The following is a 16,172-nucleotide window of genomic DNA, read 5'->3' on the forward strand; positions in this document are numbered from 1 at the left end:
TACATCGCCGTCGGTATCTCCGGCGCGATCCAGCACCTGGCGGGTATGAAGGACTCCAAGGTGATCGTTGCGATCAACAAGGACGAAGAGGCGCCAATCTTCCAGGTGGCCGATTACGGCCTGGTCGCTGACCTCTTTGAAGCGATACCTGAATTGGCCGCCCTGGCCTGATCAACGACCGACAGGAGCAATATGTATGAGCAGTGTCGATTTTTCAGCCTGGATTGGCCGTCGTCAGGAAAGCCAGGATCGGATCAGCTTCAACCTTGTGAAACGAATAGCTGCGACTTTAGGCGAGGTGCCCCCTCAGCCGGGGGAACCACTACCGCCCTTGTGGCACTGGGCGTTCTTCCAGGAGCCGGTTGCCGCAGACGAATTGAGCCCTGACGGCCATCCAGCACTCGGTGGCTTCTTGCCGCCCGCCCACAAGCGTAATCGCATGTGGGCCGGTAGCCGACTGGAGTTTTACCAGCCGTTACAGGTGGAGGCGGAAGTGTCTTGCGTCTCGACCATCATCCATATCGAAGAAAAACACGGGCGTACCGGTTCCTTGCTGTTTGTCACCGTGCGCCATGAGTACTTCCAGAACGGCCAGCGCGCTCTGCAAGATGAGCAGGACATCGTCTACCGGGAACCGACGCCGCCAAAGCTCAGAGGCACCGAAGTACTTCCCGAGGGGCAATGGCAGGAACAGGTCAAACCCTCCTCGACCCTGCTGTTCCGCTACTCCGCGGTCACCTTCAATGGACATCGCATTCACTATGACTGGCCTTACGTCACGGAGACCGAAGGTTATCCAGGCCTGGTGGTGCACGGCCCCTTGATCGCCACTCTGAACTTGCGTGCCTTTACCCACGCGCACCCGACAGCACGCTTGAAGTGCTTCACCTTCCGAGGTGTCCGCCCCCTGATTTCACCCCAACCGTTCGAGGTGGGTGGACGCTTGATCGACACAGGCAAGGCGCAGGTCTGGGCGGGTAATCAGGACGGTACCGCACAGATCGGAGAGATCGAGTTCAGCGACGGAGAGACACTATGAGTTCGTCGATTGTTCGCTCCGCCCTGTTTGTACCGGCCACACGCCCGGAGCGTATCCTCAAAGCCATTGCCACCGGCGCGGACCGGGTCATTGTCGACCTGGAAGATGCCGTGCAGGAAACCCTCAAGGAACAGGCCAGGGACAACCTGGAGCGGTTTCTGAGCGACAGCCCCAAGGCACGGATTCTGGTGCGTGTAAATGCCCCGGGCCACTGGGCGCACGCCGCGGATCTGGATCTGTGCCGGCGCCATGCGGGCGTGATCGGAATCTTGCTGCCCAAAGCCGAAAGCGCGACGCAAGTGCTTACCGCAGGTAAAACCGGAAAGCTGATCTGGCCCATCATCGAGAGTGCCAAGGGGCTGGCCGCACTCAGTGAGATAGCCGAAACCCAGGGCGTTGAGCGCCTGTCATTCGGCAGCCTCGATCTGGGCCTGGACCTGAATCTGACCACCGGCAGCCGTGCCGCCGAAGAAATCCTCGGTCATGCCCGCTATGCCGTATTGCTCAGCACTCGAGTCGCTGGACTCGCCCCGGCACTGGACGGTGTATTTCCGTCCATCCAGGACACCGCAGGCCTGCACAGTGCCATCCAATATGCCCGGGACATGGGCTTTGGGGGTTCACTGTGTATCCACCCGACCCAAGTGAGCATCATCCATCAGGCACTAAAACCAGCTCCTGAGGAGCTGGCTTGGGCGCACCGCATCATGGAAGCAGCCAGCTCAGGTGAAGGCGTCTTCGTGCTGGATGGGCAAATGATCGACGCGCCGGTCATGGGTCGCGCGCAAGCCATTCTGGCGCTTGCGAGCTGACCCCACGGTGGCACCATGGCTAACGAAAACTGACTACTAATTTATAGGTCTAGCGTATGGCATTCATCTGCTTTTCGGAATAGACCGGATGAAGGCCATCTGCAATAGTCGTCCTATAGAACCCCATTGCAACCACAACAATGTGGACGGCAGGTCCTATCGGCTACCCAAGATAGCGATCTTTCCCAACTCGCAGGTGTGTTGACAGTAAACGGGGGAATACCTGCTAGTGCAGCAGCACTAAATCCAAGCACCTCAGTACTTCTCATTGAAAGCCTGCCAGCGTCAAATCAACATTCATAAAGCTCGGTATTATCTACCGCCGAGCTGTCAAAGGCCAGGGTCCGAAAAAGACCTGACTTAACAATCTGAGGAGTTCTTGATGCGCATGATCTCAAGACTAGTGAGTGGCGCGATTACCGCCGCTCTTATATGCCCAACGCTAATGGCCACCGAGCTCACCGGCACGCTTCGAAAAATCAAGGAGTCCGGTAACATCACCCTGGGCCACCGCGACTCATCTATTCCTTTTTCCTACGTCGCTGATGCCTCGGGCACCCCAATCGGTTACTCTCAGGACATTCAGTTAAGAATCGTAGAGGCGCTCAGAAAAGAGCTAAATCTGCCCAACCTTAACGTTCGATACAACCTGATCACTTCCCAAACCCGCATTCCACTGATACAAAACGGCAGCGTGGATTTAGAGTGCGGCTCTACTACGAACAACACCGAACGTGGACAACTGGTTGACTTCTCGATTGGCATTTTCGCAATCAGTACACGCCTTTTAACCAAGAAAGACTCGCCCTATAAAGACTTCGCAGACCTGAAGAACGAAAATGTGGTGACCACGGCAGGTAGCACATCCGAACGGTTACTGAAGATCATGAATGCCAAGCAGCAAATAGGCATGAATGTCATTTCAGCCAAAGATATTGGTGAGTCCTATCAGATGCTTGAGAGTGGACGCGCAGTAGCCTTCATGCAAGACGACGCTCAGCTTGCGGGGGAGATGGCGAAGGCCAAAAGGTCAGACGATTGGACCATGACCGGTACCCCGCAATCCAACGAGATCTACGGCTGCATGATGCGCAAAGGTGACCCTGCGTTCAAAAAAATTGTTAATGACGCTATCAAATCAATCTTTTCATCGGGCGAAATTAAATTGCTCTACGACAAGTGGTTCAATCAACCAATCCCACCAAAGGGGTTGAACCTTAAGTTCCCAATGAACCCAACTTTTAAGGAAATGATTACCGACCCCACCGACAAGCCCATCTCTGACTAAACACTCTAAGCCGCAACCACCGTCCCCTCTTGCGAGCGCCACGTACGCTCGCGTAAGACTGCGGCCAAACACAACCCAGAACCATCAATACAAAAATAATCAAGCGAAAAATAGTCACTCCAATACATCACCTTTAGCGATATATATCCCAAATGCAATTTTCGCCCATCTCGTTCCTCCGAAGATGAGAGCCACCAATAATTCGACTATATATTCAGCACCCTCTTCAGATCCAACCCACACCGCCGATAATTTAGCTGCACCGACATCCCAACAACATTGACACAGGACTCGACATGGACCTCCGTTCTCTTAAGATAGCCCCTCGCAGCACGCTATGTTTTGGGGTGATAGCCGTTGTAGTCGCCGCACTGGGTCTGTTCGGCCTACACCAACTGTCCAATATACGCACTGAAAGCGAGCTGATTGAAAGAGATGCCATACCGGGTATTGTCTCCGTTGACAATCTGGCCCTACAGCTGGCAAGAGTTCGAGTAGAGACACTCCGGTTAGCGGCTGTCCCCTCCGCCGTGGAGACCACTCAAGAGTCGATCAAGAAGATTAGCCAGGGCGTTGACGCAGAATTCGCTAGATACAAGGCGCTGGGCCTTACCGAAGAAAAACGCACCACCTTTGACCAACTGCAGACAGCCTATCGTGACTATCTGACTCAAGTGGACACGCTTGCGGCACTCGTCAAGCAAGGCAACCTAGACCAAGCCCGCATTCAGATCATGTCTACCATGGCAAATAGCGGCGACCGGATGAATGAATTCGCCAAAAGACTCCAGACGTATAACCTGGACCTTGCTAGCCACCATACCCAAGTGGGGGAGGTGCTTTACAGCGAATCCAAAACGATCACCCTCGTCGAGATGTCACTGGCGCTCTTACTGACCATCCTGCTTTCCTGGCGCCTGACTCGCAGCCTGACAATCCCCCTTGATGCAGCCGTGCGGGCTGCTGAAACCATCGCGTCGGGAAATTTAACGCAGCATCTGGACACCACGGGCGTAGATGAAGCAGCACTACTTATCAAGTCAATGGCCTCCATGCAAACCACTCTGCGCGAAACACTCAACCACATTGGTAATTCTGCTGAACAACTTGCCTCCTCGACTGAGGAAATGAGCGCTGTCATGAGTGAAAGCTCCCAAGGCTTACATCAGCAGAACGACGAGATAGAAATGGCGGCAACAGCCGTCACCGAGATGAGTCAGGCCGTTGAAGAGGTAGCCTCCAATGCGATTGCGACCTCCAACGAATCCAGAGCGGCCTCAGAAACCGCACGCCAGGGACAAGTGCAGTTAGCCGATACCCTAACGGCTATCAGTGCCCTCACCGATAACGTGGTTGATGCGTCTGATCAAGCTCGGAACCTGGCCGAACAGACACGGAACATCAGCAAAGTGCTCGACGTCATACGGGCCGTAGCTGAGCAGACCAATCTGCTGGCACTCAACGCGGCGATTGAAGCTGCGCGTGCAGGTGAAGCTGGTCGCGGATTTGCCGTTGTTGCTGATGAAGTCCGCTCGCTGGCTCATCGCACTGGTGAGTCGACTCGCGAAATAGAAACAATGATCGGCACCATTCAACAAGGTACCCACCAGACGGTGGATGCCCTACTAATCAGTGCAGACCAAGCCCGCCAGACGCAGGTGCAGGCCAAAGCAGCCAATGATGCTCTCAGCACTATTGCACATGCGGTATCGGGGATTAACGAACGCAATATGGTGATCGCCAGCGCGGCCGAAGAGCAGGCACAAGTGGCCCGGGAAGTTGATAGGAACCTGATCCGCATCCGTGACTTGTCGATCCAGACGTCAGCAGGCGCCGAAGAAACGCACTCTGCCAGTCAGGAGCTATCGCGGCTCGCAGGCGATCTGAGTGGATTGGTACGTCGCTTCAAAGTGACCTCAGGCCGCACCGCCAGCGGTAACGCGATGCCGGCTTCGGTGGTCCCCATTCAAACACTCAGCAACTGACTGATGTCGCGCAAGGTTTGCAGGGTGATGGGTATCTAGAACTGATTACCAACCATATGGACCCGATGGGTCCCGTCGACTCACCGCCATGAAGCTTTGCAACCGCGCCCCTCTCGAAGACCTTCAGCTTCGAGAGGGGCGAAATGGGGCCGGATATCAACGCGTACCACGACGCCTCAACTCCGCGGGGTTGAAGTAGTCGCTCGGCGGGTTCGGTTGATCGAAGTCAATGCCGCGCGGTTCCTCGCTGTCGAGTTTCTGCGCCACGTAGCGACGAGACTGCAGGTCATGAAACACGTCCACCGCCGACCAGACAGTCGGCAGGTTGTAGTAGTTGATCAGATAGGAAATGGACACTCGCCACAACTCACCATGGCCGTCGTACTGATCAGCCAGGACGATCTGCCAGCTGTCCTCGTCAAAGTACAAGGTGCGTTTAGAGTACAAATGACGCGCACTCGCCTTCAATGTCCCCTCCACTACCCATACGCGATGCAGTTCGTTACGCGTGTAAGCGGGGTTGAGGTGTCCAGGCTTCAATAGATCCTTATACGCCACGTCAGCGCGGGTCATTTTGTAATTGTTGTAAGGAATATAGATTTCTTTTTTCCCAATCAGCTTCCAGTCAAAACGATCGGGCGATCCGTTGAACATATCCTTGCTATCCAGAGTCATCAGACCGTCGTTGTCTCCAGGCGTATCGTAGGCCAGCGTCGGCGCACGCCGCACTCGACGTGTTCCCGGTTCATACGCCCACGCCAGACGCGGCTCCTTTACCTGGTCCATGGTTTCATAGACAAGGTCCACCTCTCCGGCACTTCGCGGGGGACTGATGGCGACGCTGAAATAGTGGAACATCACGTTTTGCAGCTCAGCAAAGCTCGATTTCTGATCGTAGTAATTGAACAGCACCTCCTGTTGGTACCTGTACATCGTGAAGCTGCCATTGGTGTCCACCGACGCCTCGTTGAGTGGCTGCACCAGATGAGTTCCACGGTAACGCGCCAGATGGTTCCAGACCGCTTCGACGCCACTCTGAGGTATCGGGAATGGAATCCCTCCGAAGGCATCAGAAAAACCGTCGCCGCCTTCCTGCAGTTTCGCGGTGGTTGCATTCTTCAGGGTGTTGTCATAGACCCATTGCGGTGCAGCGGCCGTACGCCGGGTCTGATAAACCGGCATTTGATAGCTGTCTGGATAGGTCTTGAACATCGCAATCTGACCGGGTGTCAGCTTGTCCTTGTAATGCTCCAGATTGGCCGCCGTGATGGTGAACAACGGCTTGTCCTCTGGAAAGGGATCAACGTAGTGATCACCCGATTTGTAAGGGATCGGCGGCTTTACCAAGCCCCCGGTCCAGGCTGGAATGCTGCCATCGGCGTTACCGGCCCTCTCCCCACCCTGCGGCATTAAAACGGTAACGAGTTTCTGTGCTTCCTGAGCAGAAACAGCCGCTTCGGCCGTGACCGCAAAAGATCCGAGCATCATGGCCATGCTCAAAAGCGATGCTACTTTAAACATAGTGAATCTCCGCAAGCGGTGTATTGAAAATACGACTGATTAGAAGGAGTACTTGACGTCAAAACTGACATTGTCCCGATCACGCAGGGTATTGCTCCTCCCAGCACCGGAAAATGTGGTGTACTGAAGTTCGGTCTCCAGGCCGCCTCGATAAGCCGCCTTGATACCGAAGGTGTACGCTTTACGGCCCTCCATGAAATTCCCATCAAGATCGGAGTTACCTTTGAAATCGTCCGAATAGTTAAAAGAGGGCGAGACATTGACACCGGCATAAACATCATTCCAAGTACCCGTTACAACCACGGTATAACCGTAAGATTCACGACTGATCGGTGAATCAGGTAAATCAGGTGTCCCGGCAAATTTTCGAACTTCTGGAGTGGGGGTAAAAGCGGTATAGGTCAGGCTACCACGCAGACTCTCAGTCGCCAGCTCGGCAATACCGACCAGCGAGTCAAAGCCCAGCGCCGGACCAAAATTGTAGATCGTCCCCACGGAGGCGTTGAAGGACTCTACCCGCGCATAGTTATTAAGCGTCCCGTTGCGGCAAAGCTGTTTACCTGAAACCTGGACACACGCTTGAGCCCCTGGCACCGACGCATCATAAATATTGGTGGTCCCGGAGACTCCCTGCCCCAGGATGTCGCCTAACAGATCATTGGTGGCACTGATACTGATGGGCAAATTGGGTCGATAGGCCAGTTCACCAAACAACGAAGCATTGCCCAAGGTGGTATTGAAGCTGAAGCCGTACATACGAACATCTTCGATATACGCTCGCTGCACCACGGCGTTACCCACCATATCCAGAGTAGCGATGGCCCCCGCGCTGCTGCCTGCCACGCCTGACAAAGTGGACAGGTTAACCCCTTGATAATTGCCGAGACTGACGGACTCCAGTGGTTCCTTGGTGTGGTAATTAACGAAATAAAAACCAAAATCGGTGTAGTTGAGCGCTTGCGCAATGTAGTGAAAGTTGATCCCAAACTGCCCGCTGTCCCGGGCCTTTTCGTCGTTGCCGACATTGGCCACCTTGAAGATACCGGTACTCGGGTCCATGAAACTGTTAAGACCATAAGGCCCGGCGCCCAGACGCGTAGCGGGAACCCCCGCTGCAAGGCTCTGGTAGGCGGCGAAGGCCGGCGCCAATGCGGGGAGTTGTACATAGGCCTGTTTACCACCTTTGCCAAACAGGTCCGTCGTGGAATAGTAGGTGCCCACCGGATCCAGGGCGCTTTCCTTCCAGTCCACCTGATAGAAAGCCTCCATGGACAAGTTATCGGTCAGCCCCAAGTTGAAACTGAGAGCGCCTACCGGAACCAGAACCTCCTTGAGTTGAGAGCCGGGTAAGCGAAATTTGGTGACATCCAAGGGGTTGGTGGTATTAACACCCCCTCTATAGAATATGCTTTCCCCCCAGTTAAATACTTGCTTGCCCACACGAACCGACAGGGGGTGATCCAGCGGGTCCCATTTACCGTAGACATAAGCATCGAGTACTTGCGCACCTCGCCCGGCATCACGCCGTGCTTCATAAGTGAAGCGGTCGTCTTTGGGAGAGTTCTGACTGGGTTCAACGATGTCCGAATGTTTGTAGTAATCCGTGTGATCATTCATGATCTGACTGTCGTAAAAAGCAGTTCCGCGGAGAAAGACACCGTAGTTCTGATACGTAGCGCCCAGCTCTGACGTCAGCTTATACACTTGCGAAATAAGGCCCGGACCAAAATTTCGATCACCGTCATTACCATTGAAGGCATCGTTGTTCTTATCCTGGCTCTGCACTCGCCACGCAGTTCCATAAGAGACCGTCGAATCAAGCGACCCCTTGACCTGACTGTCCAGAAAGCTGAACTCCACGGCACCCACCGAGGGAACAATTAACACCGAGGGTAATAAGCCTGCCAGCACCCGATTAATTCCGGTGCGCAAGCACACCTTCCCAGACTTCGCATCGTCTTTGCTCATGCTCACATTGCTCCGCGGCAGTTATTATTATTTTTACGCCTCACCTCTAAGGGGCAGTGCGCGTACTCTCAGGGCCACCCATGAGGTGAGCCTGCGGATGAACTCATCAACATTCAGACAAAACTGTTTACATCAAGCCCGCACGACATCCGTTGCAAAACACCGGGCGAATACGTGAGTTAATCCAACTCACGGGAAACCACATACGCCGAAATATTTCCGGTCAGCGTTCTGGAGGGTGAAATACGTGCCAGCCAAGTCACGATGTTATTGCTGATCCCAGGCATGACCGCGGAGCGCCCCGCATGCATGGCCCGGTAGCCGATCCGTGCAATATCATCCGGCTGGCTGTAGCCGAGTTTGGCCATGCGGCGCTCATCAACCAGCCCGGCGGCCACGAAAAAGTTGGTTCGAGTCGGCCCTGGAGCAAGGTGGGTACAGGTCACGCCCGTGCGCCGTAAATCATGGGACAGCGATTCGGACACGCTGATGACATAAGCCTTGGAGGCCGCATAAGCCGCCTCTAGACCGTGGGGCACCACATACCCGGCCGAAGAACTGAGATTGAGAATCCGACCGTGCCCCCGCTCGATCATCGGCTTCACGTAATGCAGGGTGAGTTGCGATAGCGTGACGATGTTGAGTTGAAGCATCGCGGTGAGCTGTGTCGCGTCGTAGTCTTGATAAGCGAGGCCGACGATACCGGCCCCCGCGTTGTTGACCAGGAACTCGACCGGTAGCTTAAGCGCATTCACTTGCTCGATCAGACGCCCTGCCGCTCCGGGCAAGGACAGATCTTCGCAGAGTCCATACGCCTCGATGGGGTATAGCCCCTTCAACTCGGCAACCAGCGCCTGCAAATTGTCACGGCTGCGTGGACTGGAGCACAACACCAGACCGATACCATCACGGGCGAACAACTTGGCCAATTCGGCCCCGATCCCTCCAGATGCTCCCGTAATCAATGCATAGCGCATCACTTCACCTTTCTTCTTATTGGGGGGCTTGTTGCTGGATTCGAGTGTAAAACCAGAGCCGCTCGGATCCGCATAGGCCCAAAGGCCAGTTTCGGGTCAGTTCCGGCCATCCAGATGCGGGACGCGATGGCCTGTTCGGACCCCAAGAACGGCCTCGTTTACCCTTGGTAGCGATCGCCCCCCCCTCCTATCCTCCTTCCACGACAGCGAGGTATGCCCGCGCCCCCCTCTTCGATGATCATGCAGAGAACGCCCAATGAGCCGTGTAGCCACAAAAACAAGAACATCCGTTGAAATGTCGATGCACGACTACCCCTATTACCGTGCCGCTCTGGCTAATCATCGACTACCCGCAGCGTTTATCGATCTCGATCACTTCGCCATCAACTTGGAACACCTGCGCTTGCGCGCAGGCAACCTGCCAATACGGTTGGTCACCAAGTCAGTGCGTTCGGTGGAGATGATCCACAGAATCATGTCTGCCGGGCCGTTCATGAGAGGCCTGCTGTGTTACTCGGTGGGAGAAGCGGCATGGCTGGCAAGCGAAGGGTTTAACGACATAGTGGTGGCCTATCCCAGCGTAGAGCCCACCGAGATCAGAATGGCAGCAACACAGATTCGAAACGGGCGATCCATTACGCTGATGGTCGACTGCGTCGAACAGGTGATTCAGATCAATCGAATCGCGGTGGCCGAAGGCGTCGTGATTCCGCTGGCCATCGACCTGGATATGTCTTCGGCTTTTCCGGGTATCTACTTTGGTGTGCATCGCTCTCCCGTTGATGACGTATCAACCGCCATCAAGCTGGGTCGGGAAATCGCCGGACGTAAAAGCGTCGTGCTGCAAGGACTCATGGGCTACGAAGGTCAGGTCGCAGGCTTGATGGACGATGTACCGGGAGAGGCCATCAAAAGTAGTGTGATTCGCTACCTCAAACGCAAGTCGATCATTGAGGTCAATGCCCGTCGCCAGGCCGTGGTCGAGGCCTTGAAAAAAGACGGACATCGGTTGCGCTTCGTCAACGGTGGTGGCACGGGCAGCTTCGAAAGTACCCGTCAGGACCCTTCGGTGACAGAGCTGGCGGCAGGCTCCGGTCTCTATGCTCCCACCTTGTTCGATCACTATCGAGGATTCAAGTTACTGCCCGCCGCAGGCTTTGCCCTACCCGTAACACGTATACCGAAAGGCGGTGTCGTGACCTGTTCGGGAGGCGGTTACATCGCCTCGGGCCCCATCGGCAAGAACCGCTTGCCACAGCCATGGCTACCGGCCGGTTGCAGCTTGATCGATAACGAGTCCGCCGGAGAAGTGCAGACCCCCATACGCCACTCAGGGGTGACGACACCGGCGATTGGCGATCCGATCCTGTTCCGCCATGCCAAAGCCGGCGAGCTCTGTGAGCGTTTCAACGAGCTGCTGCTCATTCAGGACGGCCGGGTGATCGACAGCGTCCGCACTTACCGAGGCGAAAGAAAAAGCTTCTTCTGACCGGACCCTAGATATCTCTTGTGCCCCTCCTTGCGATCCACCGACGGAAAACAACAATGAACCACTCCGTGCATTCAGTGACACCGTTATTCGACTCGGTCAACGAGCTGCAGTCCCTCTTCGACGCTCAGCGGCACGCCGTGCGCCGTAACAGAGCACCGTCCTATGTACAACGCATGCACGCGCTGGATACATTGATGCAGATGGTCAAGAGCAACCGTCAGAAGTTGCTCGAGACGATCTCCATGGACTTTGGTAACCGTTCATTTGCGGAAACCGAACTGGGCGAATTGATGCCCATCCTGAACAGTATCAAATATGTGCGCGCGCACCTGAAAACGTGGATGCGCCCCCACAAACGCAAGGTCGGCATGGCCTTTAAACCGGCCAGTGCACGAGTAATCTATGAGCCTCTGGGCGTCGTGGGCGTCATGGCCCCCTGGAACTACCCGCTGACGCTGACCTTGGTGCCCCTGATCGAAGCACTGGCAGCGGGCAATCGCGTCATTATCAAGCCATCCGAGCTCACCCCTCGCACCGCTCAACTGCTTAAAGACCTTATCGGTTCGGCCTTTCCCAAGGACCAGATCACCGTCATCACCGGCGGCCCGGAAATAGCCGCGCACTTCAGCACCTTACCTTTCGACCACTTGCTGTTCACCGGTTCGACCCGGATCGGCCGGCAAGTCATGGCCGCGGCCGCTCCGAACCTTACCCCAGTAACCCTGGAGCTCGGGGGTAAATCACCGGTCGTACTCTGCCGTGACTATTCATTGAAGAAAGCCGCACGGATTATTGCCATCGGCAAGTTCTTCAACGCCGGTCAAACCTGCGTTGCTCCAGACTACGTACTGGCCCCCCGCGACCTGGTCGAGGTATTCGCCACGGCTTTGCTCGACGAGGCAAAAGCGTTGTACCCGTCCATCACGGGCAACAAGGATTACACCTCGATCATTTCCCCGCGGCACTACGAGCGCCTGGATGACATGATCGAGCAAGCCAAGTGGGCCGGTGCCAAGACCTGGCAACTGAGCCAAGAGGGCGCGGCGCAGGAGCGCAAGATTGTGCCTACGATCCTGACCGACGTTTCTTTGGAGGCCACTGTCATGCGGGAAGAAATCTTCGGTCCCATCCTGCCAATCATTGGCTATGACACCTTCGAGCAAGCTATTGAACTCATCAACGACCGTCCCAAGCCACTGGCGCTCTATTGCTTCTCCCATGACACGCAGGTCATTAAGCAGATCCTAGACCGGACCCGCTCCGGCGGCGTGACGATCAACGGCACGATGCTGCATGCCACCCAGGAGGACTTGCCATTCGGCGGTGTCGGGGAGAGTGGCACCGGTGCCTATCATGGTTACGATGGTTTCGTGCGGATGTCCCATGCCCGTGGAGTATTCAAGCTGAGCCGCTTCAATATGTCCCATCGAATCGCCGCTCCCTACGGAAAAATGACGCGGTTCATCACTCGTCTGATGCTCGGAAAGTAATGCTTCCTTCCATAACAACAAGCAAGGTGAATCGATGAAGTCAACGCTTGCAGCAACACCCATGCGTCCAGAACTAAGTTCCGGCGCAGTCATACGACTGGCTCTGGCTTACTCATTGGCCACGAGCGGACTTGTTCTGACCCCCTTTCTGGTCGCCGCCGTCATGCTGCGATTTCAGCTCGACGAGAGCATCGCTACGCAAATAGCCGGGGTTGAGATACTCGGAGTGGCGCTCAGCTGTGCCTTCATGCCACGCTGGATTGCCCGTGCATCGCGCAGCTCTACCCTTGTCGCCATCCTGGGCGTCATCGCCGGCCAACTGTTCAGCGCCCTCGCCACAACGATCACAGCCATCAGTATTGCTCGCGGCTTTACCGGCATTTGCGAAGGCGCTCTGTTCGTCATTGTCGCCGCCGGCATTTCCCAACGCGTCGCTGCCGATCGGCTCTGGGGCAAGATCAATCTGCTGGCGGGGATTATCAACGGCAGCATTCTGGTGATCATTTCCTACCTGCCTCAGGGCTGGTTGGGGCGCTGGCTGTTTCTGTTGTTGTTCGCCGTCGCAGTACTCGCGGCACCGGTGATCCATGGGATTGGCCGGTTTACCGGCCAGACGGCTCAATCTCGCCCCAGCAGCCGAATGCCGATTCGCCTGGTACTGACCATCTGGATCATCACGGTACTGGTTTATGGTATCCAGGCCTCCCAATGGGCGGTTTCCGGCATCGTCGGGAGCCACGCAGGACTCTCGCCCTCAATGATTGGCATCTTGTTGTCGGTGTCTTCCCTGCTTGGATTCGCGGGTGCGGTCATCCCCTCACTGCGCGTCAGTCACCCTCATCGATTGGCAATCATTTGGCTCGCACAACTGGGCTTGATCGGCTCGATCATCTGGTTCTTTCGCGCCACCGATGGCTGGTCGTATTTCCTGAGTCAGTTGGCTCTCAACTGCTCTTTCTTCGTCATCATTCCGTTTATGACGGGCCTGCTTTCCGAGGTTGATCCCGACGGCTCATTGGTAGCCCGTAGCGTTGTCGTCACGTTTATCGGCGCAGGCCTGGGCACGGCAGTGGCCGGATCGCTGTTCGCTCAATTTGGCGGCATCCAACTCTCCTACGGCCTAGGGCTAGGCATCGCGGCGGCACTGCCCTTTGTCTGGTTGGCATTGCGCGGCAGCGGCCTCCATGTCGCGGGGACGTCGACGCAACAACTGCCCGGCTGATCTGTTCTCTCACTCCATCAGGAAGACCGATCCGTGAACATCATTGAACCCTTGATGACCGTCTGTACCGATGCACCTTTCGAACTCGCAGAAAGCCCCCTATGGGACGCTCAGCGTGAGGTGTTGTGGTTCGTCGATATCGATGCACCTGCCCTCTTCAGTTTCCATCCAGTTACCCGTGAACTGACGCGCTTCGATATGCCGTCTCCTATCGGCTGCATCGGCCTGACCCATGATAATCGGATTATCGCGGGCCTTAAGTCGGGCGTGCATTTATTCGATCCACGGACCCGTGAACTGCAGTTCCTGGTCAACCCGGAACCCGACCGCCCAGACAATCGCCTTAACGATGGCAAGGTTGGCCCGGACGGGTGCTTCTGGGTCGGCAGTATGGATCAAAACAGCATCAACACGACCGGTGCACTTTATCGCGTGACCCCCAACGGTCAATGCACCCGTGTCTTGGACAACCTGTTCGTCTCGAACGGACTGGCATGGAGCCCAGACCACCGTACGCTGTATCACACCGACGGCATCAGCGCGGCGATCAACGCCTACGACTTCGACCCTGTCAGTGGTGAAATTTCAAACCCGCGGGTGCTCATCACACTCGATTTCGAACAAACCGGCTGGCCTGACGGTGGCACCGTTGATCTTGAGGGCAACTACTGGAGCGCCGGTATCTACCGAGGAAGGATCAATCAGATTTCGCCCCAGGGCGAACTGCTGCGCAGCCTCCAGATGCCGGTGATCGGCACCACCATGCCCTGCTTCGGCGGTTCCGACGGTCGTACTCTTTTCGTCACTTCGCTTACGGTTGAGGTCGACGACCAAGAGCAAGCCGGAACGTTGCTTTCTTGCGACATCGATATTCAAGGTGCCCCGATCTTCACATTTGGACAGCCCGCCCCATCACCCTCCCACTGATCCAGCCCACCCTGGTGGTGACCACAGGAACAACATTATGAAGAATAAAAAGCCGCAGGTTATCTTGCTGACCGGTGCCGCCAGCGGTATTGGCGCGGCAAGCGCAAAACATGCCATTTCGCTGGGCTACAGCGTGATGCTGGCGGATATCAACGTAAAGGGCGCACGCGAACTGGCAGCCTCCCTGGGCGAAAAAGCTTGCGCCATTGGGCTGGACATCTGCTCGGCGACCCAATGGGATCAGGCGATCGACGCGACCTACCATCACTTCGGTCAACTCGACATTCTGATCAACAACGCAGCTATCGTTTGCACCGGTTACGCTCGGGACGTGCCTCTGGAACAACACCAGCGAACGCTGAATACCAACTTCATGGGACCTCTCACCGGCACCCTGGCGGTACTCAAGCGATTTAATGAGCAAGGCCATGGCCATATAGTCACGGTGTGCAGCATGACTTCGTTCATGCCTTTCCCGGGGATTGCCAGCTACGGGGCCTCGAAACAGGCGCTGCGTGCCTTTCATCACGCACTCGCCCTGGAGGAGCGTCACGGGCCGGTGAACTTCACCATCCTTCACCCAACCTCCACGGAAACCCCGATGCTGGAACAGGAAGCTCAAGATGACGCCGCCTCGTTTGCCTTTGCCAGCGAGTCGGTCACGCCTGAGTTCGTCGCCGAAACACTGTTCAAGGCCATCAAGAAGAAAACGGTAGAGGTGTTTATGCCCCCCGAACAGGCACGCGCAATACGTATGCTGGGAACTGACCCGAAGAAAATGCGCAATCTGTTCGACACCATGGAAGAAATCGGCAAGCAGGCACAACAGACAAGACGAGCAGAAACGACACTATAAGCCCGAGAAGTGAGGTCCCTTGGGCAAGGACATCTGCTCGCACTAACCAAATGCCCAGCAGGATCGAGTGACTGCCTGTCACTCAATCCTGGATCCTTTGCACCTTTAAGTCTCAAGCGTTGGTAACCTGCTCAAACGAGTCCAACGTCAGGTACCCTCACTCGCCCTCGCTACGAGCTGCTGACAAACTATTAGCTTCGCTGGAAAACGGGTAACCACTGCAAGGCAGCTCCTGGATCACCCTTGATCTTGATTTTACCCTGCATAAACGCCACCGGTGCATTCAACTTACCGGCCACCAGACTTTCGAAATCCTTACGTGAAATGACGATGGTGGTATCGGCATCGATATCGTCGTTAGTCACAGTCGTACCCGATACTGAAATAAACCCCACGTCCTTGAGGCTAACTTTCAGGCTGGTGACAGGGATTGGACCATTGGTGACGGAAACTTTGAATTTTTCGGTAATGTCGAAAAGGTATTCCATTTTAAGAAACTCCACTGCTAGATGTTCCATACTGAGAACACTCGGGGTTAACGAACCTATATTTCCAGACCGCAGCCCGACGATTGAAAGTGCCCATCGCGTGAATG

Annotated in this window: 13 protein-coding genes and 1 pseudogene; 10 read left to right on the plus strand and 4 right to left on the minus strand. The window is 55.6% G+C overall.

Annotated features, from left to right (window positions below):
* From UCMB321_RS15150 to UCMB321_RS15170, 5 genes and pseudogenes are all read left to right on the plus strand, one after another.
* Nucleotides 1-171: pseudogene (locus UCMB321_RS15150) on the plus strand (FAD-binding protein); the annotation flags it as partial.
* Between the two features lie 25 nt (nt 172-196).
* Nucleotides 197-1,039, plus strand: coding sequence for an HTD2 family dehydratase (locus UCMB321_RS15155; RefSeq protein WP_040068200.1), 843 nt, complete (start codon nt 197-199; stop codon nt 1,037-1,039).
* A complete protein-coding gene (locus tag UCMB321_RS15160) occupies nt 1,036-1,851 on the plus strand; it encodes an HpcH/HpaI aldolase/citrate lyase family protein (protein WP_040068202.1) in 816 nt (271 codons plus the stop codon). The genes UCMB321_RS15155 and UCMB321_RS15160 overlap by 4 nt, the downstream gene beginning before the upstream one ends.
* 382 nt (nt 1,852-2,233) lie before the next feature.
* Nucleotides 2,234-3,139 (plus strand): transporter substrate-binding domain-containing protein, encoded by a 906-nt coding sequence (locus tag UCMB321_RS15165; protein ID WP_040068204.1) that lies wholly within the window; start codon nt 2,234-2,236, stop codon nt 3,137-3,139.
* Nucleotides 3,140-3,435: 296 nt separating this feature from the next.
* Complete coding sequence (locus UCMB321_RS15170) at nt 3,436-5,124, plus strand: methyl-accepting chemotaxis protein (RefSeq protein ID WP_084615042.1); 1,689 nt, start codon at nt 3,436-3,438, stop codon at nt 5,122-5,124.
* Nucleotides 5,125-5,280: 156 nt separating this feature from the next.
* Here UCMB321_RS15170 and UCMB321_RS15175 read toward each other — a convergent pair whose 3' ends face one another.
* From UCMB321_RS15175 to UCMB321_RS15185, 3 genes are all read right to left on the minus strand, one after another.
* A complete protein-coding gene (locus tag UCMB321_RS15175; protein ID WP_040068206.1) occupies nt 5,281-6,645 on the minus strand; it encodes a DUF1329 domain-containing protein in 1,365 nt (454 codons plus the stop codon).
* Nucleotides 6,646-6,684: 39 nt separating this feature from the next.
* Nucleotides 6,685-8,613 (minus strand): DUF1302 domain-containing protein, encoded by a 1,929-nt coding sequence (locus UCMB321_RS15180; RefSeq protein ID WP_052451239.1) that lies wholly within the window; start codon nt 8,611-8,613, stop codon nt 6,685-6,687.
* Between the two features lie 179 nt (nt 8,614-8,792).
* The gene (locus UCMB321_RS15185; protein ID WP_040068209.1) at nt 8,793-9,590 is read right to left on the minus strand and encodes an SDR family NAD(P)-dependent oxidoreductase; all 798 of its coding nucleotides are present in this window, start codon (nt 9,588-9,590) and stop codon (nt 8,793-8,795) included.
* A gap of 256 nt (nt 9,591-9,846) precedes the next feature.
* Between UCMB321_RS15185 and UCMB321_RS15190 the strand changes: the two genes are divergently transcribed.
* The 5 genes from UCMB321_RS15190 to UCMB321_RS15210 are packed head-to-tail and all read left to right on the plus strand — an operon-like array spanning nt 9,847 to nt 15,577.
* Nucleotides 9,847-11,079 (plus strand): amino acid deaminase/aldolase, encoded by a 1,233-nt coding sequence (locus UCMB321_RS15190; RefSeq protein ID WP_040068211.1) that lies wholly within the window; start codon nt 9,847-9,849, stop codon nt 11,077-11,079.
* 56 nt (nt 11,080-11,135) lie between these two features.
* The gene (locus UCMB321_RS15195) at nt 11,136-12,572 is read left to right on the plus strand and encodes a coniferyl aldehyde dehydrogenase (RefSeq protein WP_040068214.1); all 1,437 of its coding nucleotides are present in this window, start codon (nt 11,136-11,138) and stop codon (nt 12,570-12,572) included.
* Nucleotides 12,573-12,606: 34 nt separating this feature from the next.
* The gene (locus UCMB321_RS15200) at nt 12,607-13,794 is read left to right on the plus strand and encodes an MFS transporter (RefSeq protein ID WP_052451241.1); all 1,188 of its coding nucleotides are present in this window, start codon (nt 12,607-12,609) and stop codon (nt 13,792-13,794) included.
* Between the two features lie 33 nt (nt 13,795-13,827).
* Nucleotides 13,828-14,721 carry an SMP-30/gluconolactonase/LRE family protein gene (locus UCMB321_RS15205; RefSeq protein WP_245220805.1) on the plus strand — a complete coding sequence of 298 codons (894 nt, stop codon included), beginning with the start codon at nt 13,828-13,830 and terminating at the stop codon, nt 14,719-14,721.
* Between the two features lie 37 nt (nt 14,722-14,758).
* A complete protein-coding gene (locus tag UCMB321_RS15210) occupies nt 14,759-15,577 on the plus strand; it encodes an SDR family NAD(P)-dependent oxidoreductase (protein ID WP_040068218.1) in 819 nt (272 codons plus the stop codon).
* A gap of 191 nt (nt 15,578-15,768) precedes the next feature.
* Here the strand turns inward: UCMB321_RS15210 and UCMB321_RS15215 are convergent, their stop codons facing one another.
* Complete coding sequence (locus UCMB321_RS15215; RefSeq protein ID WP_040068454.1) at nt 15,769-16,065, minus strand: SCP2 sterol-binding domain-containing protein; 297 nt, start codon at nt 16,063-16,065, stop codon at nt 15,769-15,771.
* Nucleotides 16,066-16,172 lie beyond the last annotated feature (107 nt).

Source organism: Pseudomonas batumici, from assembly GCF_000820515.1.
In the GTDB taxonomy this organism is placed as follows: Bacteria; Pseudomonadota; Gammaproteobacteria; order Pseudomonadales; family Pseudomonadaceae; genus Aquipseudomonas; species Aquipseudomonas batumici.